This window comes from Dietzia sp. NPDC055343, assembly GCF_053645265.1.
In genome coordinates, this window is the sequence record NZ_JBSHMJ010000016.1 from 59,284 (window position 1) to 83,987 (window position 24,704).

The 24,704-nt window shown below is 68.5% G+C and carries 22 protein-coding genes; 10 read left to right on the forward strand and 12 right to left on the reverse strand.

Going from position 1 to position 24,704, the window contains the following annotated elements:
* Nucleotides 1-35 precede the first annotated feature (35 nt).
* The 3 genes from ACWIE7_RS09720 to ACWIE7_RS09730 form a co-directional block, all read right to left on the reverse strand.
* The gene (locus ACWIE7_RS09720) at nt 36-947 is read right to left on the reverse strand and encodes an ABC transporter permease (RefSeq protein WP_454069151.1); all 912 of its coding nucleotides are present in this window, start codon (nt 945-947) and stop codon (nt 36-38) included.
* Nucleotides 944-1,885, reverse strand: a complete 942-nt coding sequence (locus ACWIE7_RS09725) for an ABC transporter permease (protein ID WP_454069172.1) — start codon at nt 1,883-1,885, stop codon at nt 944-946. The genes ACWIE7_RS09720 and ACWIE7_RS09725 overlap by 4 nt, the downstream gene beginning before the upstream one ends.
* 84 nt (nt 1,886-1,969) lie before the next feature.
* Entirely contained in the window at nt 1,970-2,365 is a 396-nt protein-coding gene (locus ACWIE7_RS09730; protein ID WP_454069152.1) for a hypothetical protein, read from the reverse strand.
* 51 nt (nt 2,366-2,416) lie between these two features.
* On the opposite strand from ACWIE7_RS09730, the gene ACWIE7_RS09735 reads away from it, so the two are divergent.
* Both ACWIE7_RS09735 and ACWIE7_RS09740 read left to right on the forward strand, forming a co-directional pair.
* Nucleotides 2,417-2,794, forward strand: coding sequence for an ABC transporter substrate-binding protein (locus tag ACWIE7_RS09735; RefSeq protein WP_454069153.1), 378 nt, complete (start codon nt 2,417-2,419; stop codon nt 2,792-2,794).
* Nucleotides 2,795-2,813: 19 nt separating this feature from the next.
* Complete coding sequence (locus tag ACWIE7_RS09740; RefSeq protein WP_454069154.1) at nt 2,814-3,611, forward strand: crotonase/enoyl-CoA hydratase family protein; 798 nt, start codon at nt 2,814-2,816, stop codon at nt 3,609-3,611.
* Nucleotides 3,612-3,805: 194 nt separating this feature from the next.
* Here ACWIE7_RS09740 and ACWIE7_RS09745 read toward each other — a convergent pair whose 3' ends face one another.
* Nucleotides 3,806-4,579, reverse strand: coding sequence for a recombinase family protein (locus ACWIE7_RS09745; RefSeq protein ID WP_454069155.1), 774 nt, complete (start codon nt 4,577-4,579; stop codon nt 3,806-3,808).
* Nucleotides 4,580-4,825: 246 nt separating this feature from the next.
* Here ACWIE7_RS09745 and ACWIE7_RS09750 point away from each other — a divergent pair, with 246 nt between their 5' ends.
* The 4 genes from ACWIE7_RS09750 to ACWIE7_RS09765 all read left to right on the forward strand — a co-directional run bounded on the left by ACWIE7_RS09750 (nt 4,826) and on the right by ACWIE7_RS09765 (nt 7,087).
* Complete coding sequence (locus tag ACWIE7_RS09750; RefSeq protein ID WP_454069156.1) at nt 4,826-5,302, forward strand: hypothetical protein; 477 nt, start codon at nt 4,826-4,828, stop codon at nt 5,300-5,302.
* Between the two features lie 130 nt (nt 5,303-5,432).
* Nucleotides 5,433-6,335: an SDR family oxidoreductase gene (locus ACWIE7_RS09755; RefSeq protein WP_454069157.1), complete on the forward strand. Its 903-nt coding sequence runs from the start codon at nt 5,433-5,435 to the stop codon at nt 6,333-6,335.
* Nucleotides 6,336-6,341: 6 nt separating this feature from the next.
* A complete protein-coding gene (locus ACWIE7_RS09760) occupies nt 6,342-6,599 on the forward strand; it encodes a trehalase-like domain-containing protein (RefSeq protein WP_454058853.1) in 258 nt (85 codons plus the stop codon).
* On the forward strand, nt 6,596-7,087 hold the full coding sequence (locus tag ACWIE7_RS09765; RefSeq protein WP_454069158.1) for a hypothetical protein: 492 nt from the start codon (nt 6,596-6,598) through the stop codon (nt 7,085-7,087). Before ACWIE7_RS09760 ends, ACWIE7_RS09765 begins: the two co-directional genes overlap by 4 nt.
* A 114-nt stretch (nt 7,088-7,201) precedes the next feature.
* Here ACWIE7_RS09765 and ACWIE7_RS09770 read toward each other — a convergent pair whose 3' ends face one another.
* Nucleotides 7,202-7,828: a TetR/AcrR family transcriptional regulator gene (locus ACWIE7_RS09770; protein ID WP_454069159.1), complete on the reverse strand. Its 627-nt coding sequence runs from the start codon at nt 7,826-7,828 to the stop codon at nt 7,202-7,204.
* A gap of 88 nt (nt 7,829-7,916) precedes the next feature.
* On the opposite strand from ACWIE7_RS09770, the gene ACWIE7_RS09775 reads away from it, so the two are divergent.
* Complete coding sequence (locus tag ACWIE7_RS09775) at nt 7,917-8,462, forward strand: DUF4442 domain-containing protein (RefSeq protein ID WP_454069160.1); 546 nt, start codon at nt 7,917-7,919, stop codon at nt 8,460-8,462.
* Nucleotides 8,463-8,659: 197 nt separating this feature from the next.
* Here the strand turns inward: ACWIE7_RS09775 and pntB are convergent, their stop codons facing one another.
* The 5 genes from pntB to ACWIE7_RS09800 all read right to left on the reverse strand — a co-directional run bounded on the left by pntB (nt 8,660) and on the right by ACWIE7_RS09800 (nt 17,857).
* Complete coding sequence (pntB, locus tag ACWIE7_RS09780; protein ID WP_230929616.1) at nt 8,660-10,081, reverse strand: Re/Si-specific NAD(P)(+) transhydrogenase subunit beta; 1,422 nt, start codon at nt 10,079-10,081, stop codon at nt 8,660-8,662.
* Between the two features lie 4 nt (nt 10,082-10,085).
* The gene (locus ACWIE7_RS09785) at nt 10,086-11,702 is read right to left on the reverse strand and encodes a Re/Si-specific NAD(P)(+) transhydrogenase subunit alpha (protein ID WP_454069161.1); all 1,617 of its coding nucleotides are present in this window, start codon (nt 11,700-11,702) and stop codon (nt 10,086-10,088) included.
* A 349-nt stretch (nt 11,703-12,051) separates the two neighbouring features.
* Nucleotides 12,052-13,377, reverse strand: a complete 1,326-nt coding sequence (locus ACWIE7_RS09790) for an alpha-hydroxy-acid oxidizing protein (protein ID WP_454069162.1) — start codon at nt 13,375-13,377, stop codon at nt 12,052-12,054.
* A 102-nt stretch (nt 13,378-13,479) separates the two neighbouring features.
* Nucleotides 13,480-15,462 (reverse strand): Ig-like domain repeat protein, encoded by a 1,983-nt coding sequence (locus ACWIE7_RS09795; RefSeq protein ID WP_454069163.1) that lies wholly within the window; start codon nt 15,460-15,462, stop codon nt 13,480-13,482.
* A gap of 25 nt (nt 15,463-15,487) precedes the next feature.
* The gene (locus ACWIE7_RS09800) at nt 15,488-17,857 is read right to left on the reverse strand and encodes a hypothetical protein (protein WP_454069164.1); all 2,370 of its coding nucleotides are present in this window, start codon (nt 17,855-17,857) and stop codon (nt 15,488-15,490) included.
* A gap of 444 nt (nt 17,858-18,301) precedes the next feature.
* On the opposite strand from ACWIE7_RS09800, the gene ACWIE7_RS09805 reads away from it, so the two are divergent.
* The gene (locus ACWIE7_RS09805; protein WP_454069165.1) at nt 18,302-22,603 is read left to right on the forward strand and encodes an Ig-like domain repeat protein; all 4,302 of its coding nucleotides are present in this window, start codon (nt 18,302-18,304) and stop codon (nt 22,601-22,603) included.
* 86 nt (nt 22,604-22,689) lie between these two features.
* Complete coding sequence (locus ACWIE7_RS09810; RefSeq protein WP_454069166.1) at nt 22,690-23,193, forward strand: hypothetical protein; 504 nt, start codon at nt 22,690-22,692, stop codon at nt 23,191-23,193.
* A gap of 19 nt (nt 23,194-23,212) precedes the next feature.
* On the opposite strand, the gene ACWIE7_RS09815 is transcribed toward ACWIE7_RS09810, so the two are convergent.
* Both ACWIE7_RS09815 and ACWIE7_RS09820 read right to left on the reverse strand, forming a co-directional pair.
* A complete protein-coding gene (locus ACWIE7_RS09815; RefSeq protein WP_454069167.1) occupies nt 23,213-23,809 on the reverse strand; it encodes a thiolase C-terminal domain-containing protein in 597 nt (198 codons plus the stop codon).
* The gene (locus tag ACWIE7_RS09820; RefSeq protein WP_454069168.1) at nt 23,806-24,039 is read right to left on the reverse strand and encodes a hypothetical protein; all 234 of its coding nucleotides are present in this window, start codon (nt 24,037-24,039) and stop codon (nt 23,806-23,808) included. The genes ACWIE7_RS09815 and ACWIE7_RS09820 overlap by 4 nt, the downstream gene beginning before the upstream one ends.
* A 264-nt stretch (nt 24,040-24,303) precedes the next feature.
* On the opposite strand from ACWIE7_RS09820, the gene ACWIE7_RS09825 reads away from it, so the two are divergent.
* The coding region (locus ACWIE7_RS09825) for an alpha-hydroxy acid oxidase (RefSeq protein ID WP_454069169.1) at nt 24,304-24,704 on the forward strand (401 nt) is incomplete at its 3' end.

Below are 24,704 nucleotides of genomic sequence, written 5' to 3' on the forward strand. Positions count from 1 at the left end.
GCTGATCGGAACTGGCAGCAGCCTGGGTACGCCGGTCAGACATCGTTTCCATTACGACTCCTCAACATAGATCGACGAAGTCCATCTCCCAGGTATGTGAACGCCAGAACCGACAGGAAGATCATGATTCCGGGCGGCCACACCAGAAACGGCGCCAGCTGGATATTGGACGCGGCGGTGCTGAGCATCGAGCCCCAGCTGGCTGCCGGTGCCTGCGCTCCCAAACCGAGGAAGCTCAGACTCGCTTCCGCGGCCACCGCCGTTCCCAGCGACACCGAGATCACCAGAATCACCGGAGGCATGACATTGGGAAGGATGTGTCTTCCGACGATTCGTACGGGATGACATCCCAACGCTGTTGCCGACTCGATGTAGGTCTCATGGCGCACGTCCATAGTCGCCGCTCGAGCCACGCGGAAGAAGCGGGGCATCATCACCACGCCAACCGCTAGCATGGCGTTACGGATCCCTGAGCCGAGTACCGCCACGATGGTCATGGCCAGGACCAGCGACGGAGCGCTCATCAGAGTGTCCATGAGCCGCGATAGACCAGCGCCGATCCATCCGCCCGAATACCCCGCAAGAACGCCGAGCGGTAAGCCGAGCACGAGCGCCAATCCGGCCGCTTGCGCTGCGGCCATGAGAGAGATGCGGGCGCCGTAGATGAGACGGCTCAGCGCATCTCTTCCGTAGTCATCGGTCCCCAGCCAGTGCTCGGCGCTGGGGGGCTGCAGCCTTCCGACGAGATCTTGAGCGTAGGGATCGAACGGTGCCACTGCAGGTGCGAAGACCGCCATGAGAATCAGTAGTAGAAGGAAAGCGCCGGCGAGGACTGTCGCTGGTCGGCGGACCAGCGAGCGGAGGAATCGACCGCCTCTCGGCGTCTCCGGGATTCGGTTGCCGGTCTCAGCGACAACGGCGCCCTCTGCCTTGGGACTGTTTGTCATGCGCGAACCTTGGGGTTGAAGTAGCCGTAGGAGATGTCCACCAGGAGGTTGACCAGGACCACGACGAGAGTTGTGAACAGCACGAATCCGAGGAGGACGGGGATGTCGTGGTTGAGGACACTGTCCACGGCAAGACTTCCCAGTCCTGGCATCCCGTAGATGATCTCGATCGTCACAGCGCCGCCGAGCACTTCCGCCACTCGAAAGCCCAGAACGGTGACCACAGGGATTAGGGCGTTCTTCAGCCCGTGCTTGAGCATGACGCTCCGTGGACTCAACCCCCTGGCCTCAGCGTTAAGTATGTAGTCGCTCTTGAGGACCTGGCCGAGGGAGGACCGCAACTGCAGGGCAACCTCAGCCGCCGGCAGCAGCGCTAGTGCAGTACCAGGTAGGACCAGGTGTTGGAACCACGGGATGAACCCTTCGGACAGGGGGACGTAACCGAAAGCGGGGAAGATCTGGACAGTGACGGCGAACAGGGCGATGAGAACCAATCCGAACCAGAAGGCTGGGATCGCGATGGCTATCGAGACCGCAACGTTCACCGCGCGGTCGACCCAACCACCAGGGCGGAGCGAGGACACGATTCCCAGGACGCCGCCCACAACGACAGCGGCGACCATCGCGAACACCACGAGAGATAGCGTGGTCGCCATTCTCCGGAGGATCAGATCTGCGACTGACTGGTTGGAGAGCAGGGACAGACCAAGGTCGCCTTGGACGACGTTGACGACCCACTCCGCGTATCGCGCGATCACGCTGCTATCCAGATTCAGATTTTCGCGTATCTCAGCCACGCGTTCGGGAGTCGGATCGTCACCGGCGAGAACGAGGGCCGGGTCTCCCGGGGCGAGGTCGATGAGCAGGAAGATCAGAAAAGGCACAACTAGAAAAAGGGGAACTGCAGCTATCAGCCGCTGGCTCGTATAAAGCCACATCACGAAACCTCGTCAGCATCGAGGGGCCTTGCCGGGCGGATCAGTCGTGATCCCGCCCGACAAGAGCGCACCTTGTTTCGGATATCAGTTGGTGGCGATGGCCACAGTGCGAAGGTCGAAGATGCCTGAGCTCACCCACGGAATATCCGCCACGCCCACGACGTCCTGCGATGCAACCGTCGCATTCGTTTGATGGCAGATCGGAATGAACGTCGCTTTCTCCAGGGTCTTATCCCAGATCTGCTTGTACAGCGCGGCCCGTTCATCCTGAGGAAGGGTAGGTTCGGCCGCGCGTGTGGCCAGCTCCGCGATCTCGGGGTCACCGTCACCAAACCCGTAGGCCCCCGTGATGTACCGATCGACGGTCTCTGCGGGGTCGAACTCCGGGCTGAAACTGTTGGCCACGTACGCCTGGAACTCTCCAGCGATGTTGCGGGGCTCCGCTTGGGCGCTGGGCACGGCGTTGAGGGTGGCTTCCATACCCACCTCGGCCAGCTGGGATTGGATGACATTGGCGGGCTTTTCAAGGGTGTGGCGCTTCCGAGCAAGTTCGCCACCAACGTCGGGATGGTGATCAGCCCCGCAGCGATCGAGTCGGGTGCAGATATTCAGAACGGGCCCGGGCTGGCGGGATCTGGGGCCTATCTCGTAGATAAGTTCATTCCCCAGGAGTCGCTCGAACTCGTGCGGGCCGACGACGATTACTGGGACGAGAACGGTGGTCGTCTCGCGGGTATGACGATCACCAGCATCTCTGATGCGGCTACTCGTATTAACGGCATCAGGACCGGAGTCACCGATCTGACGTGGGTGAGCTCGGCCAACGAGGTTGTTGCGGCCGCGGCCGACGCGCCAGAGCGGGGGGGGGGCAGCGCCCGACGGGACTGCCGGCCGAGGTGGAGGAAGTAGCAGCAGTCAGACTGAGAGGATGACCACCACCGAGTCTCAGTCCGCCGTTCTCACTGAACAGCGCAACCACACACTGCTCGTGACGATTAATCGCCCACAGGCGCGCAACGCCGTCAATGCGGAGGTGAGCACCCTTCTGGGCCGCGCGTTGCACGAAGCGGACAACGACCCAAAAGTCCGGGTAGTGGTCCTCACAGGCGCTGGAGAGACATCCTTCTGCTCAGGCGCCGATTTGAAGGCATTTGCTCGAGGCGAAGACATCTTCCCGGTCGGAAATCAACAATGGGGATTCGCCGGCGTGCAGCAGCCCATCTCCGTCCCCCTAATCGCCGCAGTGAATGGCTTCGCGCTCGGCGGAGGCTGCGAGATCGCCTTGGCTTGCGATCTGGTGGTGGCCGCCGACCATGCGATTTTCGGCTTGCCCGAAGTCACTCGCGGGCTCATAGCCACGGCTGGAGGCGCCTTCAGACTGCCTGCACAGATTCCGCACCGGGTGGCCATGGAGATGATCCTGACCGGTGAGCCAATCAGCGCCGACCGCGCACTCGAGCTGAATCTAGTGAACCGGGTTGTACCGTCAGCCTTCCTTCTCCAGGCCGCCCTGGAGCTAGCAGAGACCATTGCCGCCAACGCACCTTTGGCAGTCCAGGGCAGTAAGAGAGTTGCACTCGGCATCGTTGGCGGCATCCGCCCGTCTGAGGACCGCACATGGGTCATCAACGACGCTGAGATGGTTGCTGTAATGGACTCGGAAGACGCGGCTGAAGGGGCGCGGGCATTCGCAGAGAAGCGCTCCCCTGTATGGCGGGCGCGTTAACCGTTGTCCTGACGAAGAGGTCGACCTATATCGACGAGTCCTGAGTCTCCGAACGGGTGTCGCCGACATTGTTCATCGAAGCACCGACGCAATCCAGACCATCGTTCAACGCCGCCGACAACGAAACTTCTTTGTTGCTGTACCCCACCCCGCGCGAATCCTAACGAGGGTAGCCACCAGGACCCGTCCGCCGTCTATTTTTGTTGCTGGAGTGCGCGGTACAGCGTTGACCGGCCAACTCCGAGATCGCGGGCAATCGCCGATGGACCCTCCCCCGCCTCGATGCGGTCGCGGGCCTTGTCGATCTGCTCGTCGGTCAGCACGCGCTTGCGTCCCTTGTACTTGCCCTTCGTCTTGGCGATGGCAATGCCTTCAGCCTGGCGTTCACGGATAATGGCCCGCTCAAACTCCGCGAACGCCCCCAGCAGCGAAAGCATCAGATCGGCGCGAGGATCCTGTGCGCCGGCAGCGTAGGTGGCCCGCTCGTGAACGAACTCCACGCTCGCACCCTTCGCGGTGATCTCACCGACGATCTGCTTCAGATCGACCAAGGATCTGGCGAGCCGGTCCATCGACGCAACAACCAGCTCGTCACCATCTCGCAAGTACCTGATGCACTCTTCGAGCTTCACCCGATCGGCACGAGAGCGAGCCGACTGCTTCTCGACATAGACCCGGTCACACTCCCCCACCGCCTCGAGCTGGCGCGCCTCGTTCTGATCGGCCGCCGACACCCGCACGTACGCCACCCGCTGACCGCGCGGACGCGAGGCCCGGCGAGCCGACTTCGGAACCGGCTTTGGCTTCCTCTCGACGATATTCTCCGAGTCCGTCGACTCCACCCGAAAGTTCCACCCCAACTCATCCCGGCGACGGAACCGAGTCCGCACACTCCCGCGGCTGACAATGAGCACCTCCTCGCCACCATCACCCGAACGGTTGAGCAACGTCCCAATCCGTTCAGTCATCGGAAGACCCTTTCGCCCGATATCTGTATTAATAGATACTAGACCCCACGGGACGACGTTTCATAAATGCCGGGACCGACCCTGTGACACAGCGAGGACGTCGCCAGCCTCTCCGTCCCGCACGGGTGTACCCCACGGTACGAGGCCACCATCGCCGCCATATCAGGACTCGCCGGCGGCGCAGCCCGCATTAGAAATCCCGCCCGCACCGGTTGACGGCGCCTGCAACGGTCGTACCGTCACGGCATGGCCACCGAGATGTTGCACACGTACATGCAGGACCACCACGCCGGGGCGGCCGCGGGCGTCGACCTGTTCCGTCGCGTCGCCGAGAGCCATGACGACGCCCACATCCGCGAGGTGGTCTCCCGGCTCGGGGACCAGACCGAGGAGGACAAGCGGTCCCTCGAAGACCTGATGACTCTGGTTGGCACTTCGCCCTCCACCCTCACGGACCTGCCCGCCCGCGCGGCGGAGAAGGTCGGTCAGCTCAAGCCCAACCAGCGGCTCGCCGAGCGGTCCCCGCTGAGTGATCTGCTGGAGCTCGAGGCGCTGACGCTGGCCGTGACCGGCAAGGAACTCGGGTGGAAGTCACTGATCGACATCGCCGATCCGCGACTTCCCCGGGTCACCCTCGAGGAACTGGCCACCCGCGCCCGGGAGCAGGGCGAGCAACTGGAGAAGCTTCGGCTGCGGTGCACGGACGCGCTGCACCAGGAGTAATCGGGGGCCCGGGCCTCAGCTGACCGAACCGCCGCGGAACACTCGGCGGCGTCGTCGTCAGGCCCGCGACATCGACCACCGCGGACGCCGACCGGTGGGGCCACGCCGGATCCTCCCCTACGGTCGGGACATGAGCACCACGCGCGATATCGCACGGAATGCCAGAGCACTGACCAACGCAGAGGGCGGTTTCCCCGCGCAGGAGCAGGAGCCCCCCGGCCTGACCGGCGAGATGAGCCCGCAGCCCGACCACGGTGAGCAGAGCTACCGCGGTTCCGGACGGCTCGAGGGGCTGCGCGCGCTCATCACCGGCGGCGACTCCGGGATCGGACGGGCCACCGCCATCGCTTTCGCCCGCGAGGGTGCGGACGTGGCGATCGGCTACCTGCCGGTCGAACAGCCCGACGCCGAGGAGACCGCGGCGTGGGTGGAGAAGGCCGGTCGCAAGGCAGTTCTTCTGCCCGCCGACGTCCGGGACGAGCAGGAGTGCCGGAAGATGGTCCGCGACGCCGCCGCGCAACTTGGCGGACTGGACGTGCTGGTCAACAACGCCGGCTACCAACACGCGCGCGGCGCCGGCCTCAAGACGCTGGATACCGAGAACCTCGACCGGGTCATGAAGACCAACCTCTACGCCACCTTCTGGGCCAGCCAGGAGGCCCTGGAGTTCCTCGGCGAGGGCTCGTCGATCATCAACACCACGTCCATCCAGGCCTATCAGCCGGCCCCGCCGCTGCTGGACTACGCCTCCACCAAGGCCGCCCTGAACAACCTCACCGTGAACCTCGCCAACGAGCTGGGCGAGCGGGGCATCCGCGTCAACGCGGTGGCGCCCGGTCCCATCTGGACGCCGCTGCAGCCGGCCACCCAGGACGGCGAGAAGCTCGAGAAGTTCGGCGGCGACACCCCGCTGGGGCGGGCGGGCCAGCCCGGCGAGTTCGCGGGCGCCTACGTGTTCCTCGCCTCGCCCTCCGACGCCAGCTACGTCTCCGGCACCGTGCTCGGTGTGACCGGCGGCAAGCCGATCTTCTAGCAGCCGGTGTCCACGCCGCTCGAGCAGTACGCGCTGCTGTCGGTCCTGAACACCGCCGCGCTCGTCTCCCGTGACGGCAGAATCGACTGGCTGTGTCTGCCCCGTTTCGAGTCCCCGTCCGTGTTCTCCGCCCTACTCAGCGGAGCCGAGGACGGACGGTGGTCGCTCACCGCGGTCGACGGTGAGGTGACCGGGCGCCGGTACCTCCCCGGCACGTTCGTCCTGGAGACCCGTGGCGCGCCCCGGGCGGAACGGTGCGGGTGATCGACTTCCTGCCCCGCGTCGCCGGCAGCGGCGACCTGGTGCGACGGGTGGAGTGCGACGACGGCGAGGTGGACATCGAGCACGACCTACGCATGCGCTTCGACTACGCTCGGGCCACCCCGTGGACGCGCGCTGTCGACCTGGACGGCGGCGAACGGGCTCTGCTGGCTATCGCCGGCCCGGACGGGTTGATCGTCACCGGGCCGGAGCTTCACTGGCCGGACGAGGAGGAGGACACCCGGACCGGCTGCCGGGCCGACCGGCTCGTGGGCCGGTTCTCCCTGACCGCCGGCGAGGTGCTCGACTGGGACATGTCGTGGTTCCCCTCCTACGAGGACCCGCCCGCGCACCCGGACACCGACAAGGCCCTCCGGTCCACCATCGAGTTCTGGGAACGATGGTCGGAGGGCATGATCGTCACAGACTCGGTGCCCGAGCTGGTCTCGCGCCTACGTCAATACGAGGACCTGGGCGTCGACGAGATCTAACTCCACCACGTGGCCGCGGACCAGGGCCCGTTCCTCGAGCTGGCCGAGGAGGAGCTGCTTCCCGCACTACTCCGCCCCGGACCGCCGAGTTCCACGTGAAACTCGCCGCTCCGGTCAGGAGATGACTCCGGCGCGATTCACTTCGGCCTCGTACAGCGTCCGGATGGCCTGCGCGGCCTCATCGAGCGGGCTGATCCCCCGACGCGCCCGAGACACGGCCACCGCCCCTTCGAGAATGCACAGCGACTGCAGGGCGAGGCGATCCGCCGACGTCGCGGTCATCCCTCTCTCCCCCAACATCCGCGCTAACACCGACTGCCACCGCCCAAACGCCTCCCCCGCCTGCTCGGTCAGCTCGGGCAATGCCGGATCGGAGTCCACCACCACGGCGAGCACCGGACATCCCGCGCGGTAGTCGCTGGCGACCAACTGCTCGCGCCAGAGCGCGACGAACGCGTCCAGCGCGACAGCCGGATCGCCCTCCCCCGCCGCCCCGGCGAGCTCGATGATCGAGTCCGTCGCGAACTCGACCGCCTCCGACAGCAGTTGCGCGCGTCCGCCGGGAAAGTGGTGGTAGACGGACCCTCGCGGTGCACCACTGGCCGCCAGGACCTTGTCGATGGTCGTCCCCGCCACCCCGTTTTCCCGCAACAGGACCGCGGCGGTGCGGACCATCTTCTCGCGCGTCGCACCGCGACGCCCCCGCCCGGCCTCCGGCGTACTCGATCTCCCTGTGGGCATGCCCAGCATCCTACGCACTATGCTCTATGCCATAGTAGAGACGCGACAGGGCGGACCCATCGATCGGCCCCCGGGGAACGGAGCAGGAATGTCACAGCAGGTCGGACCCATCAAGCGGGCGCTGTCCTCCGCGCGGGGGATGCAGATCGGGATGAGCCTCTGGCCGCCCTACCTCGCCTCGGGCGTGCGCGTCGAGCACATCGCCCCGGACTTCAGCCGGGCGCGCGTGCGGCTGAACCGCCGGCCGTGGAACACCAACTACGTCGGCACGGCGTTCGGCGGCTCGTTGTTCTCCATGTCCGACCCGTTCTGGATGTTCCTGCTGATGCGCCGTCTGGGGTCGGAGTACGTGGTGTGGGACGTCGCCGGCGAGATCGACTTCGTCTCCCCCGGGCGCACGGCCGTCCACGCGGAGTTCGAGGTGACCGCCGAGCAGGTCGCCGAGATCCGCGACGCGGCCGTCGGCGGCGAGAAGGTACTGCGGTGGTTCAGCACCGACCTGACCGACGACAACGGCCAGGTCGTGGCGCGGGTGCGCAAGCAGATCTACGTGCGGCGCAAGCGTGATGCGGCCGCGCCGGCTCCCGGCGGTGCGGCCGTCACGGCAACCGAGATGTCGGCCACACGGCCCTGACGCCGACTCGGTCGGGCTCTGCCCGGGTGATCAGGCGAACGGCGCTCCGGGGTCCGCGCCGACGCGATAAGCGCGGTGACCCCCACCATCGATAAGAGGGTTTCGACCACATCTACCCGCACGACGTGGTCGAAACCCTCTTATCGATGAGACCGGCGGGAGCTCCAGCGCCAACCGGTCGCGCCCCGCCCGCAACGTCAGGCGTTCGCGCCCTGCTGCTCCTTGACGGCGGTCAGGATGTCCCCGACGCGGTCCTTGGCGTCACCGAACAGCATGTCGGTGTTGTCGCGGAAGAACAGCGGGTTCTGGACACCGGCGTAACCGGCGGCCATCGAGCGCTTGAACACGATGACGTTCGAGGCCTCCCACACGTGCAGCACGGGCATGCCGGCGATCGGGCTGCCCGGGTCCTCGGCGGCGTCCGGGTTGACCGTGTCGTTGGCGCCGATGACCAGCACGACGTCGGTGTCGGCGAAGTCGTCGTTGATCTCGTCGAGCTCGAGCACGATGTCGTACGGCACCTTGGCCTCGGCCAGCAGCACGTTCATGTGCCCGGGCAGACGACCGGCGACGGGGTGGACGGCGAAGCGCACGTCCACGCCGCGGTCCCGCAGGGTGCGGGTCAGGTCGGCCACGGGGTACTGGGCCTGGGCCACGGCCATGCCGTAGCCCGGGGCGATGATCACCGAGTTCGCATTGGCGAGCATCTCGGCCGCGCCGGCCACGTCGATCTCGGTGTGCTCGCCGTGGTCCTTGCCCTCACCGGAGGAGGCCTCGATACCGAAGCCACCCATGATGACGGAGAAGAACGAGCGGTTCATCGCCTTGCACATGATGTAGGACAGGTAGGCACCCGAGGAACCGACGAGCGCGCCGGTCACGATCAGCAGGTCGTTGCCGAGCAGGAAGCCGGTGGCCGCGGCCGCCCAGCCGGAGTACGAGTTGAGCATCGACACCACGACGGGCATGTCGCCGCCGCCGATGGAGGCCACCAGGTGCCAGCCCAGCGCCAGGGCGAGGATGGTGACGACGACGAGCATCCACAGCGCCGGCGTGATCACGAACCACACCGTCAGCACGATGAACGCGACGATGATTCCGGCGTTGATCAGGTTCTTGCCGGGCAGGACCAACGGCGCGGACTTCATCTTGGCCGAGAGCTTGAGGTAGGCCACGATCGAACCGGTGAAGGTCACGGCGCCGATGAACACACCGATGAACACCTCGGCGTGGTGGATGCCCAGCAGGGAGCCGGTCAGCTCACCGTGGAGCTCGGGCTCGAGGTAACCGTTCCAGCCCACCAGCACGGCGGCCAGACCGACGAACGAATGCAGGAGAGCGATGAGCTCGGGCATCTCGGTCATCTGCACGCTGCGCGCACGCATCAGGCCGATCCCGGCACCGACGATGACGGCGACGGCCATCAGGGCGATGCCGATCGTGGCGGGCTGGTGATCGAGGACCAGGACGACGGTGGCCACCAGTGCGATGGCCATGCCGGCGATACCGAAGGTCAGTCCGCGACGGGCGGTCTCATGCTTGGACAGGCCTGCCAGGGACAGGATGAACAGCAGCGCTGCGACGAGATAGGCCGCGTTGGCGGCGGTCACGAGTGACATGGTCTCAGGCTCCCTTCGAGAACATGCCGAGCATGCGACGGGTCACGGCGAAACCGCCGAAGACGTTGATGGACGCGACGAGGATCGCGATGGCGGCCAGGGCCAGGCCGACGGAGTTGTCGATGCCCACCTGCAGCAGGGCGCCGACGACGATCACGCCGGAGATCGCGTTGGTGACCGACATCAGCGGGGTGTGCAACGCGTGGTGCACGTTGCCGATGACGTAGTAGCCGATCACGATCGCCAGCACGAACACCGTGATGTGCTGCGGCATATCGCCCGGGGCGATCGCGATCAGCACCAGCAGCAGCGCCATGCCGAGGCCGATCAGGCCCATCTTGGCGCCGGACGACATCTTCTTCTTCTCGTCGGGCGCCTCTGCGGGCGCCGCCGCAGCCGCGGGGGCCGGGGCTGCGCTGACCTGCACGGGCGGCGGCGGCCACATGAGCTCGCCGCCCTTGGTGACGGTGACCCCGCGCTGGACGACGTCCTCCATGTCCAGGGCCCAGACGCCGTCCTTGGCCGGCGTGACGAGCTTGGTCAGGTTGACCAGGTTCGTGCCGTACAGCTGCGAGGCCTGCGCCGGCAGACGCCCCGCTAGGTCGGTGTAGCCGATGATGGTGACGCCGTTCTCGGTCACCACGACCTCGTCCGCGACGGAGCCCTCGACGTTTCCGCCCTGGGCGGCGGCCATGTCGACGATGACCGAACCACGCTTCATGGAGGCCACGTCGGCGGCGGTGATCAGGCGCGGGGCGGCGCGGCCCGGTATCAGGGCCGTGGTGATGATGATGTCCACGTCCGCGGCCTGCGTGGTGTACAGATCGGCGGCAGCGCGGTCGTAGGCCTCACTGGTGGCCTTGGCATAGCCGTCGGAGGAGACCTCTTTCTCCTCGTCCGGAACCTCGACCGGCAGGTACTCGCCGCCGATCGACTTGACCTGGTCCGCGACCTCGGGCCGCGGGTCGGTCGCACGCACGATCGCGCCGAGGCTCGAGGCCGCGCCGATGGCGGCCAGGCCGGCGACACCGGCGCCCGCGACGAGGACCTTGGCCGGCGGGACCTTGCCCGCGGCGGTGACCTGGCCGGTGAAGAACCGTCCGAAGTGGTGGGCGGCCTCGATCACGGCGCGATAGCCGGCGATGTTGGCCATCGACGACAGCACGTCCATCGACTGGGCACGCGAGATACGCGGCACCGCGTCCATGGCCAGTGCGGTCACGCCACGCTCGGTCAGCAGGGTGAGCAGACGCTCGTTCTGCGCGGGGGCCAGAAGGCTCACCAGCGTCGCGCCGGATCGAAGTCGTCCGACCTCGGCCTCGGTGGGGACGGCGACCTTCATCACGACATCGCTCGACCAGGCCGTGTCACCGTCGACCAGCTCGGCACCGGACTCGGTGTAGGAGGCGTCGGCGAACTCGGCGCGCGTGCCGGCACCGGACTCCACGACGACCCGGTACCCCAGGCCGATCAGCTTGGCCACGGTCGCGGGCGTCGCCGCCACACGATTCTCGGCGGGATTCGACTCCGCCACGACACCGATCACCGACGGCGCAGCCGCCGTGTCGGAGACTTCGGTCTCCGGTGTCACATCGGGGATCTCTTCAAGGCTCGAGGCCATTAGGGTTTCCTTTGACAGCGTTGTAAAGAGAGCCGGGGCTTCTCGCTCCGGCTCTGACGGTCATGTTCTGCGGTTTGTATCTACTTATGTCCACGTCCCGCGACATGCAGTGCCACGAGCTGCCCGGTCGAGGGTCGTCCGTGCGGGGCGCGCGAGGCGACACTGGGCAGGTGGGTGGCCCGTGCATCGTCCGCCGCTCAGGCGTCTCTTCCGGGGGCTGGCGGGGGTGACGCCTTGACCGCCGGAAGAACTTCTGTGTGACCTTACGGGATGATGTGGCCGGGAAAGAACCCGGGAAGGCCACTACCGGCGGTTCTGTGAGGTATCCCACAAAGAGGTGAGGTGTGCCTCAGGTCAGCAGCCCGCCGTCGACCTCGTCCCACGAGCGCACCCCGGCCAGCCCCATCGTCAGGTCGATCTCAGCGAGGAGGTTGTCCAGCACCTCGCCGACGCCGCGGCGGCCGTCGATCGCCAGTCCGTACAGGTGCGGGCGGCCGAGCGTCACCGCGTCGGCGCCGCAGGCCATCGCCTTGACCACGTCTGCGCCACTGCGGATCCCGGAGTCCAGGAGGACCGTCGGCTCCGGCCCCACCGCCTCGCGCACCGCGACGACCGCGTCGAGGCTGCCGATCGAGCCGTCGACCTGGCGGCCGCCGTGGTTGGAGACCATCACCGCGTCCACGCCGAGGTCCACCGCGCGGCGGGCGTCATCGGGGTGGAGCACGCCCTTGAGGACGACGGGCAGGCGGGTGCGCTCCCGCAGCGTGGTGATGTGGTCCCAGCTCAGCGCCGGGTTGGAGAAGGTGTCGAGGAAGGTCTGCACGGCGGCGCGGGGCTCGGGCGCGCGGAGGTTGTCCAGCAGGCCGCCGGGGTGGTTGCGCGCCATCTCGAGCAGGGTCCGCACCGCCTGCGGCGTGACCTTCACCGGGTCCTCGGGCTCGTCGGCGGCGATCCGCTCGGCGACGAGCTCGGAGAACCGGGGGTCGGAGGTGTACTGCGCGATCCCGACGCCCCGCGTGAACGGGAGGGAGCCGAGGTCGAGGTCCCACGGGCGCCAGCCGAGCTGGGTGGTGTCGAGGGTGACGACGACGGCGTCGGCGTCGATCTCCTCGGCCCGGGAGAGGAAGCTGTCCACGAGCTCCTCGTCGCTGCTCCAGTACAGCTGGAACCAGCGCGGCGCGGCGCCCACCCCACTGGCAGCGCCTGTACCAGCGGCAGCATCCATCTCGGCGGCGGTGGCCTCCATCGGTGAGGAGCCCTGCGAGGACAGGATGTAGGGCAGGCCCCGCTGCGCGGCGGCGGCGCCCACGTCCAGGTCGGCGCCTGAGGTGATGAGCCCGGCCGCGCCGATCGGCGCCACCAGCACCGGGGCGGGCAGGCGACGGCCCAGCAGCTCCACCGTCAGGTCGCGGTCGGTGGTGTCGCGCAGCATCCGGGGGAGGATCCGGCGCCGGTCGAACGCCTCGCGGTTGGCGTCCATCGTGCGCCCGGCCCCGGCTCCGCCGTATATATACGCCCATGCCTTCCGCCCGCCCGGGCGGCGCAGCAGTGCGCGCCGGGCGGCGGCCTCGAGTCGCTCGGGCCCGGTGGGGACCTTCGGCGTGATCCCGGAGATCCCCGCCCGGTAGAGGACGTTCTGGCGGGCGCGGCCGAACGGGCCAGGCGGTGTGGGCATGCTCGTCACGCTACCGGCGTCGGCACGCCCTGACGGCGGAAGCGGCCCGCCCTCTCGTCCGGGACGGGCCGCCTGTGCCGTGTGCGGATCGTTCGGCAGGGGTCAGTTCCCGCCGAACATGCCCGTGAGGCTGCTCAGCCCCTCCTCACCGAGCACACCCTCGATGCTGCCCATGTCGAGCGAGCCGATCATGATCGGGTCCGGCTCCGGCGGCCCGGGCTCCTCGATGACGATCTCGTCGGCGGTCACCGTGATCACGGTCGCGGCGTCGGTCTCCGACGGGGCGATGATCTCATCGGTGCCTCGCGTGCCCGAGTACTCGGCGGTCATCCGGTACTCGCCGCGCTCGGCGAACCGGTGGGCGAAGACCGCGGTGGCCTCGCCGGTGTCGGGGTCGACGGTGACAGGCGCCGAGCCGATCGCCTCGCCGTCGGAGAAGAACCACACCGAGCCGAGGTCCGTGGCCGCGGCGTCGGTGAGCTCGCCGCCGTCGGGGCGGGAGACCACGGCGGTGATGGTGACCTCGTCGCCGGTGGTGGCCTCGGTCCGCAGGTCGATGACCGTCGCGGAGTCGACCTCCGGGAGCGCGTCCACGGTGAGGGTGGCCGGGGCGGAGGTGACGGGCAGGTAGTTCTTGCCGCCGATCACCGCGCCGCCGAACACGGCCTCGATGGTCTTGTCGCCGGGGGTGGTGAACTCGTGCCCGGCCAGGACCGCGGTGCCGTCGTCGTCGGTCGTTACGGTCCCGATGTCGCGGCCGTTCGCGCGGATGACGACCTCGGTTCCGGAGGGCAGCGGGGCGCCGTCGGAGGTGAGGGTGGCGGTGATGTCCACGCCGCGCCCGACGCGCACGGTGGCCGGGTCCACGGCCACGGTGAGCTCGGGGGTCTGCTCGGCGGCGAGGGTCACCTCGACCTCGTCGGACTCGGCGCCGAGGTAGATGGTGTCGTCCGACTCCGACTGGAGGAGCCGCGCGGTGTAGCGGTGGACGGTGGTCTCGGCGACGCGGGCGTCCAGGTGGTCGGTGTAGGTGGCCGTGACACCGGTGACGGGGATAGTGGCGACGACGACGTCGTCCCGCAGGATCTCCACCTGTGCCCCGCCGGGGAGGTCCTGTCCGTTGCTCGTGTCCACGGACACGTCGAGGGTGACGGGCAGCTGCCCGTTCTCGACCAGGCCGCGTGTGGCGGTCAGCCCGACGGTGCTCGTCACCTCGGCCTTGGGCTCGGGGTTCACCGTGACGGTCGTGGCGGCGGAGGTCGACGCCGCGAACCGTGGCGAGTCGCCGACGTAGCGGGCCGTGACCTGCTGGGTGACCGGGGTGCGGTTGTCGAGCAGCGGCACGGTGTGCTCGATGCTGGCGCGGCCGTTCGCGTCGACCGGCATGCGGCCGATCGCGGTGCCGTTGACGCGGAACTCGATGTCGCCGGCGGTGACCTTGTTGGTCCCGTGGTTGGCGGTGACGGCGGCGGACAGGGTCGTCTTGCCGCCCTCCTCAACGGTGGTCGGGCTGACACCCACAGTTGTTGTGGTGGGAACAGCCCCGAGGGTGAAGGACACAACGTTTTCTTTAGTGGGCAACCAGCTGCCGCCGGTCGCCAGGTGCGCCCGGACTCCAAATCGGAAGGTGTCACCGCCCTGCGCGTTGGCGGGAATATTCAGCGTGATCCATCCCGAGCGCGACGACCCTTTGGGGACCGAACGGTTGGGGCTCAGGGTGTCACCGGGCTGGCCGCCAAAGTAGTTGGTCTGATCATGCGTGCCGACGTTGGTGAAGTCGGGCCCGCCGCTCCCGCTCAGCGTGAAGCCGTTCGGAACGGTGAAACCGTAGGTGTTGAGGACACGGTTATCGCTGAAGGGAACGCAGACTCCCAAGCGACAGGTCTTTGTCCCGTAATTGTTTGTGGCCGTGAGGTCGAGCCTCACGTGCCCTCCGGGGCGGAGGTTGCTCTGTCCGGTGTTGATGGTGGCCTTGAAGTCGAAATCACCAATCCTGACGGTCTTGGTGGTCTGGGCCGTGGCGGCGGGGGCGAGCCCCACCATGATGGTGAGGGCCGCGAGTACGGCGAGAAGTTTGCGAATCATGAGATGTCAGTCCTATTCCTGGCCGTCAGCCACCGAGGGAGCCGGACAGGCTCCCAGAGCCGGTGAGGGATCCGAGGTCGAGTGAGCCGGACGAGCCGGAACCGGGGGTGGCGGTGACGTCGTCGTCGCCCTCCCCGCCGATCACCGTGACGGTCGTCGAACCCGTCGCGCGCTCGGTCCCGTCGGCGGAGTGGTAGACGAACTGCACGAACTTGGACTCCGGGTAGCCGCTCGTCCACGTCAGGTCCACGTCAGCGACGCCGCGGGTGACGGCGATACGCACCGGCTGTCCATTGCCGTCGAGGACGGGTTCACCGTTGTTGACCACGGTGAGGTAGCCGTTCAGGGTGTCCCGGGAGGCGAGCTCGTCGTCGGGGGTCACGGTGACCCGGAAACGGCCGGTCTGGCCAGACTCGAGCGCGTCGACAGGACCGTCGACGGTCACGGAGAGAGCCTCCTCGTCGACGCCGGAGGCAGCGACCTGCACCGTGTGCGTGGCGGTGTGCGGTCGCAGGACCCGCGGATCGTCCGGGGTGAACTCGACCGTGACGGTCCGGTCCGTCGCCGCCGCGGGCGGGAAGGTGAGGTCGACGGTGGCCTCTCCGTCCGCGACATCGATATCCGTGGCCACCACGCGGCCGTCGATCCGGACCACCGCGGTGCCCTCGGCGCCGGCCGGTGAGGTGAGGATCCGGAACTCGGTGGCCCGGCCCGGCTCCACCGAGCCGGGGCCGATCAGCTGCGAGCTGGTCGCCGCCGCGTCGATGACCGAGAGGGTGCCGGAGTCGGCGGCGCGGGACTGCCCGGTGCCGGACGGGTGGTAGGTCGCGGTGACCTCCACGTCGCCGGCGCGGCCGAACGAGAACTCCGCCGTCGCCCGGCCGTCGACCACGTCCACGACGCGGGACTCCGCTCCTGCGACGAACTCGACCCGGCCCTGCGGGTCGGTGGTCCCCTCGGCGGGGTTGATGACCGCCTCGAGCGTCACCGGATCGGCCACGTAGGCGGGCGTATCCAGACCGTGGAGGACCAGTGTCGTGGAGGTGCTGGCCTCGACCTGGACCGTCGCAGTCGCGGTAGCCGGGGCGTAGGGCGAGGTGGCAGACGGGGTGAAGACGGCCTCGACGGCCGCCTCTCCCGCCTCCGTGAACGTCATGCTGGTGGCGGCCTGGCCGTCACGCACGGCGACCTCGCGGACCTGGTCACCGGAGGTGAACTTCACGGTCCCCCGCGCGTCCTCGGGAAGGGTGACCGACACCGGGGTGCGGGTGTTGGCCTCCGCAGTGGCCGGGGCGGTCATGGACATCTCGGTGGGGACCCGCTGCGGGGTCACCTGAACCTGCGAGGTCGCTGGTGCATAGCGCGGATCGGTCGGAGTGAACACGGCGGTCACCGTGGTCGCCGCTGTGTCGGTAAAGGTCAGTTCGGCACGCGCCTCACCCGTCGCGGTGTTCACCGGCGTCGTCACGCGCTGCCCACCACCGGTGAAGGTCACCTCGCCGGCGATGCGCGGATCGACCGTGGTGACGAACTCCGCCGGGGCCCGCAGGAGCACCTGGTCCGGGGCGGTGAGGGTGCTGGAGGTCGGCAGGCCGACGATCTCGACGGACTTCATCGTGGCGGCGCCGCCGTTGATCGGGGCGGTGGCCGACGAGCGGGGGCTGCAGTAGCCGGGAACCCACTGCGTGCCGAGTAGCGGAACGCTCGCCGAGGCCAGCAGGGTGAGGTACGACGCTGGATTGGGACCGTAGGTGGCGGCCGCGCCCTGGGTCCGGACACCGATGTTCGCGGTGCCGGCGCGCTCGGCCTCGAAGGACAGCGTCACCTTGGGGAACTGGAAGTTCAGGGCCGTCGCCCCGCTCAGATTCATGCCCAGTCCGGCGTGACTGTTGGTTGAGGTAGCCCCGCCGTTGCCGATGGTGCTGTGGCCCTTATTGGTCAGGCGCAGCACGTTCCCGTTCGGGTCCTGGGCGCCGGCCTCGTTGACGGTGAGGATCGTGGCATCAGAGACGTCGATATTTCCACCGGTGAACGTGTGGCCGACGAGCTTGGTCCCGGCAGGGCGCTGGAGGTCCAGTTTCAGACGAGACGCGCGCTGGAGACTCACCGTACTGGGAAGGCTATCCAACTCGACATTGATCGGATCGATCTCGAAGGTGACCTCGAAGCGCTCCCCCGCGTTGACCGACTCCGGGGCCGAGACGTGGATCTGCACCGGATTCCTCGGCGTGATGTCCATCGGCCCACCGACGCCCGCGACGCTTGGCGCGGAGATGTAGCAGGTGGTGTCGAACGATGTGGTCGACCGCGTCGGCTGCGCCGTGGCCACCGACGGAACGGTGGACACGCCGAGGGTGACGACAACGGCAGAGAACCACGCGAGTACGCGGCGCATGGGCTTCCTCGAAGAATTTGAAGGGTGCGCCCTGAGGGGAACTGGGCACATGTTGAAATATGACTGAAACTATATAGGGGATTCTCAGTTGCGCAACAGGTCGACAGCACTTCCCCGGCGCGGAACTTGGCCAACGAAACTCCAGATTCCAGATGTCGCCCACCTGTCACGCGCTCGCACCCCGTTCACTCGGGTTTCAGCGCTGGAGCTTTCGGAGGTGACTCCACGAGCAGTTAAACCCGACGCGCCGATGCCTCACGGCGCGTGCGTCCACCCCCGAGCGCGGCGTGAGTCTGCAATGCGGGCCTTTACTTACATTACAAAGTCATTACTATAGGAGCGGTTCCCTTACTTGCGGCTGTCCGCCTCCGCTGGACGAATTATCCCCACCTGTCGACGGACACGCCTGTGCTCGATCCCTGCGCACCCCTCTGGAGTCTCACGATGTCCGCCGATGCCCCCTCATCTCACGCCCGCACCGTGTCGCCGGCCGCGCGCATCGCGACCGCGCTCCTCGCGGCGCTCGCTCTAGTACTGGGCGTCGCCCCGGTAGCGTCCGCGCAGAGTGGCTCGACCCGGATCGACGATTTCACGTTCGCCGCCAACGTCAACTCCGGGGGGAGCGCTCTTCGCCCCAGCGGACATGTTCGGCTCGACCTCACCGCAACCAACACTCATGGCAGCGGATGGGGAGTCATTTCCAACCGAGTCCTCAACACCTACGGCTTCACCGTCCCCGGCGGATACGCGCTGCGAGATAGTGGGGGCAACGACATGCGTGATCCCGGCACGCACGGCCAGTCGAACTACTTCGGCGGCAAGCCCCGTAACGTCGCTTATCAAACGGTGCAGAAGGACAGCTCCCGATCCGGCTGGCTCTCGTTCACCATCCCCGCAACTGCCCAGGGTGGCAGTGTTCACCGCTTCGGGGTCAGGGCCCACCTGGGGACCGGCGGCAGCTGGAAGCCCACCGCAAACAACGTCGTAAGCTTCACCATGCCAGCCGTCGCCACCACCACGCAGGCCGTCACCGTCAGCCCGAGCACCGGGCGGGTTGGCGAGCCGGTCACCCTCTCCACGCGCGTGACCGCGAACTATGGCACCAACACCCCGACGGGGACCGTGCGGTTCATTGTGGACGGCAAGACCGTCTCCGCGAGCGTGAACAGCAGCGGCGTCGCCACCGCCACCACGACGTTCGACACCACCGGCTCCAAGTCGGTCACCGCCACCTACACGCCGACGAGCACGGCCCAGTGGCGCACCTCCTCGCGCACGGGCACCGTCAACATCCAGAGCGAGGCCACCCGGACCGATCTCTCGCTCGACAAGGTCGAGGTCCTCGCGGGCGGTACCGTCCAGGCCAGCGCCGCCGTCACCCCGGCCGGAGCCGAGGGCGACATCGAGTTCAGCGCCGGCGGCGAGCCCGTCCGCGTCCCCGTGGACGCCGAGGGCAAGGCGACCGCCGTGCTCCCCGCCGACACCGCGGGCGAGACCACGGTGACCGCCACCTTCATCCCGGCCGATCCGCAGCGCTACACCAGCAGCTCGGACAGCGAGACGATCGACGTCTTTGAGCAGACCGCCACCACCACCCAGGTCACCGCCGGCAACGAGGCCGTTGAGGCCGGTAAGCCCACCACGCTGACCGCCACCGTCAACCCGGCGGCCGCGGCCGGCACCGCCACGTTCACCATCGGCGGGCAGGGCTACACCGCGACCGTCTCGGGCGGCGTCGCCACGCTGGAGCACACCTTCCCGGAGGCGGGCGACCACGTCGTCGTCGTCGACTTCACCCCCACCAACGGTGACCGCTACCTGCCCAGCTCCGGGCAGACCACCATCTCGGTCGACTCCGAGACCACGGCCACCGACCTGACCCTCGACCCGCTCACGGTCACCGCCGGCGGCACCGTCCAGGCCACCGCCACGGTCACCCCGGCGGGCGCCGAAGGCGAGGTCGAGTTCGCGGCCGGTGACGAGACCATCCGCGTCCCCGTGACCGACGACGGCACCGCCACCGCCGAGTTCACCGCCGCCACGGCCGGCGAGCTGACCGTCACCGCGACGTTCCACCCCGCCGACCCCGACCGGTACACCACCAGCACCGACACAAAGTCGGTGGACGTGACCGCCGAGGCGACCCAGACTGTGCTGACCGTCGACCAGGACGAGGTCATCCCGGGCGACTCGGTCCGGGCCACCGCCACCGTCTCCCCCGCCGGAGCCGCCGGCGCGGTCGAGTTCAGCAACGGCGAGACCACGGTCAGCGCTCCGGTGAACGCCGAGGGCATCGCCGTCGCGGACATCGACGCCACCACGACCGGCCCGATGGAGATCACCGCCACCTTCCTCCCGGGCGACACCGGCCGCTACAGCGGCAGCAGGGATTCGCTGAGCGTCACCGTGCTGGACAAGATCACCACCTCCGTCAGCGTCAGCTCCGGGTCCGGACCGGCGCGGGTCGACGAGCCCACCACGCTGACGGCCACCGTCACCCCGGCGGCCGCGGCGGGCACCGTCGAGTTCACCGTCGACGGGCAGACCCACACCGCGGACGTCTCAGGAGGCGTCGCGACGGTCGCCCACACCTTCACCACCGCCGGCGAGCACGCCGTCGAGGCCGCGTTCGCCCCGACCAACGCCGATCGCTACGAGAGCAGCACCGGCCAGGGCACCGTGACCGTGAAGTCGGAGGCCACCACCACCGACCTGACCCTCGACCCGATCCAGGTCACCGCCGGCGGCACCATCCAGGCCACCGCCGCCATCACCCCGGCCGAAGCCGAGGGCCAGGTCCGGTTCGAATACGGCGACCAGATCCGCACGGTCGACGTCGAGAACGGCTCGGCCACCGCCGAGTTCGACGCGGCGACCGCCGGCACCGACACCGTGACGGCCACGTTCGTCCCGGCCAACCCGGACCGCTACACCAGCAGCACCGACAGGAAGACGGTGACCGTCGACGCCGAGGCCACGACGACCGAGGTCACAGTGGAGACCGGCCCGATCCGGGTCGACGAGCCCACCACCCTGACGGCCACCGTCACCCCGGCGGCCGCGGCGGGCACCGTCGAGTTCACCATCGGCGAGCAGACCCACACCGCGACCGTCACGAACGGCATTGCGACGGTCGAGCACACCTTCACCACCGCCGGCGGGCACACCGTCGCCGCCGAGTTCACCCCGGCCGACGCCGGCCGCCACAGCGGTAGCACCGGCCAGACCACCGTCTCGGTCGAGTCGGAGGCCACCGCCACCGACCTGTCCCTGGATCCGATCCAGGTCACCGCCGGCGGCACCATCCGAGCCACCGCCGCCATCACCCCGGCCGAAGCCGAGGGCCAGGTCCGGTTCGAATACGGCGACCAGACCCGCACAATCGACGTCGCGAACGGCTCGGCCACCGCCGAATTCACCGCCGCCACGGCCGGCACCGGAACCGTCACGGCCACGTTCGTCCCGGCCAACCCGGACCGCTACACCGGCAGCTCGGACAGCAAGAACATCGAGTTCAACGCGGAGGCAATTGCCACCGAGCTGAGCATCGATCCCGCAGCGGTTACCGTCGGCGAGACCGTCACCGCCACCGCCACCATCACGCCCGCCGGGGCGGCAGGCACGGTCGAGTTCGCCTACGACGGCCAGACCACGACGGTCCAGGTGGCGAACGGCACCGCGACCGCCGAGTTCGAGGCCACGACCACCGACGCCATCACGGCGACCTTCGTCCCCGCCGACACCGGGCGCTACAGCGGAAGCTCCGACACCGCGACGTTCACCGTCAACGCCGAGGCCACCGCCACCGACCTGACCCTGGACCCGATCCAGGTCACCGCCGGCGGCACCATCCAGGCCACCGCCGCCGTCACCCCGGCCGAGGCCCAGGGCCAGGTCCGGTTCGAGTACGGCGACCAGACCCGCACAATCGAGGTCGCGAACGGCTCGGCCACCGCCGAGTTCACCGCCGCCACGGCCGGCACCGGCACCATCAAGGCCACCTTCCTCCCGGCCGACCCGGACCGCTACACCAGTAGCACCGACACCGAGACCGTCCAGATCGACGCCGAGGCCACCGGGGTCAGCGTCACCTCGGGCCCGGCCACGGCAGGCGAGCCCACCACGCTCACCGCCCAGGTCACCCCGACCGGCGCCGCGGGCACCGTCGAGTTCACCGTCGACGGGCAGACCCACACCGCGACCGTCAGGAACGGCACGACCACGGTCGAGCACACCTTCGCCGAGGCGGGCGACCACGTCGTCGTCGTCGACTTCATCCCCGCCGACTCCGGGCGCTACACCGCCAGCACCGGCCAGACCACCGTCACCGTCGAGGCGGGACCCGTCACGGAGCCCACGTCGGTCGAGCTCGTCGCCGACGACGCCGTGGCCGGCGAGGAGATCACCCTCACCGCGCGGGTCACCCCGGCGGACGCGGCGGGCCAGGTGCGCTTCACCGTGGACGGCCGCGAGCACCTGGTCCCGGTGGTCGACGGCGTGGCGACGCTGGTCCACACCCCCGGCGAGCCCGGCCGCTACACGGTCCGCGCGGAGTTCATCCCGGCCGATACCGACGCCCACGCCCCGAGCGAGGAGACCGGGACGCTGGTCGTGGTCGACGACAACGAGGTCACCGATCCCCCGGCATCGGGCTCAGGCTCGCTGAGCCTCACCGCGTTCATCGGATCGATCGCGCTCGGCTCGGTGTTGCACGGCTCCGGATCGCTGGCCTCCCTCGGCAGCTGACCCACCCTCGGGCCGGGCCGGAACACCCTGGCCCGGCCACCCGACCCCCCCTCCCCCACCAACCAGTCCCGCTCACAGGAGTTCTCATGACCATGTCCCGCATCGCCACCCGCATCGCCGCGACCGTCGCCGCCGCGGCCGCCCTCACCGTCGGCGCCGCCGGCGTCGCCTCCGCCGCCACCTCCAGCTACAACGTCGAGGGCAACACCGTCTCGGCCACCTTCAAGGCGGGCATCACCTCCCCGGTCGGCGGTTGCGTGGCTGTGGTGGCCGAGCGTGACGACGCCCAGAACATCGCCGACATGATCTCCAACATCAATCTCAACAACATCGTCGGCACGCTGTCGGGCGAGCGCACCACCATCCTGCGCACGGACACCGGCAGCCCGGTGGCCCTGCCCATCGTCACCCGCCCGGTCACCCTGTCCGCGAACGACGTCCCCACCGGGGTCCACTCGCTCATCACCTACTGCGCGGGCGACACCGTCCCGGTCACCCGGACCGTCGCTGTGGGCGGCGCCGAGAACTCCATGGGCAGCGTCGTCAGTGACGGACCGGCCCTCATTTCGTCGGGGATGAACTTCATCTGAGGGCCGCCCGCGCCGAGGCTCAGCGTCCGGCCGTGAGGAGCAACGACGCGTGGTGCGGCACGTCCAGGGCCGTCACCATCCCGACCTCGGCGCCCGGCACCTGCCCCGCGCCCCGCTCGCCACGCAGCTGCCGGATGGCCTCGACCACGTGGTTGGCGCCGAGCATGAAACTGTGGGCGAGCAGCCCGCCGTGGGCGTTGGTGGGCAATCGGTCGGTCAGGCCGATCCCCTTGTCGACGGCGAACGCCGCCCCGTCCCCGTTGTCGACGAACCCGAGATCCTCGTACTGCAGGATCGTGTTGATCGTGAAGCAGTGGTACGCCTCGAGGAAGTCGACATCGCCGGGACCCAGTCCGGCGTCGCGGAACGCCCGCGGACCGGAGATCGCCGCCGACGTGACCAGGTAGTCGGGGTTCTGCGTGAACCACTCGGTTCCCGACACACGGGACCTGCCCGGCCCCACAACAGCCACCCGCACCACCGGGGCGCGCAGGTCGCGAGCCCGGTCGACCGTGGTCATGACAAACGCGGTGGCCCCGTCGTTCACCAGACAACAGTCCGCAGACCGGAGCGGCTCGGCCACGACCGGGGAGTCCAGGTAGTCCTCGAACGTCATCTCCCGTGGCCGGAGCGCACCCGGAGTGTGAGCGCGTGACGGTGGGCCTCCGCCGACACCGACGCCAGTGCTCGCGGTGGAAGACCGTACTCGTGCGCATAGCTCTGGGCCATCGCGGCGAAGTAGACGGGCTGACCGTACCAGCCGACGGGCATCTCGAACGTCGCCTTAAGCTCGTCCTCGGCATCGTCGGGCTGGGGCGCTTCACCATGCAGCTCCTGCGGCCGCACGGGGTAGGGACGGCTCTGGCCGTAGACGCGGTCCGAGAGCTACTACACGATTCGAGATCGGGCGGTAGTGCTGCCCCCCTCCCCTTTCCGAGCTCGTCGGCTGAGAGGCGTGCACCTCAACGCCCTCCGGCCTCGGCCCGCCCACGCCACGCGCGAGGGCGCGCTGAGTTCGCCGCCGTCCCCGCGCGGCCCCTGGATTCGGCCTACCGTGTGACGTAAGGCACGCACTGTGCGGGAACGGACGACGAAAGGCGGCCGATCGTCATGGTCAAGCGTCAGGTACCGAAGCCGAGCGAGATCTTCGAACTCATGCAGTTCCGCAAACCGAGTCTGGATTTCCGGGCCAACCGCCTGTCCCGCGCGCAGTCGATTCCGGATCTCCGCGCGATCGCCAAGCGGCGGACCCCCGCCGCGGCGTTCGACTACACCGACGGCTCGGCGGACCGGGAGATCTCCCTCGCTCGCGCACGACAGGCGTTCGAGGACGTCGAACTCCACCCGGGCGTGCTCACCGACGTCTCAGACCTCGACACCACCACGACGATTCTCGGTGGCCAGTCCGCTCTGCCATTCGGCATCGCGCCGATCGGGTTCACCCGGCTCATGCAGACCGAGGGCGAGATCGCCGGAGCCGGGGCTGCGGCCGCTGCCGGTATCCCGTTCTC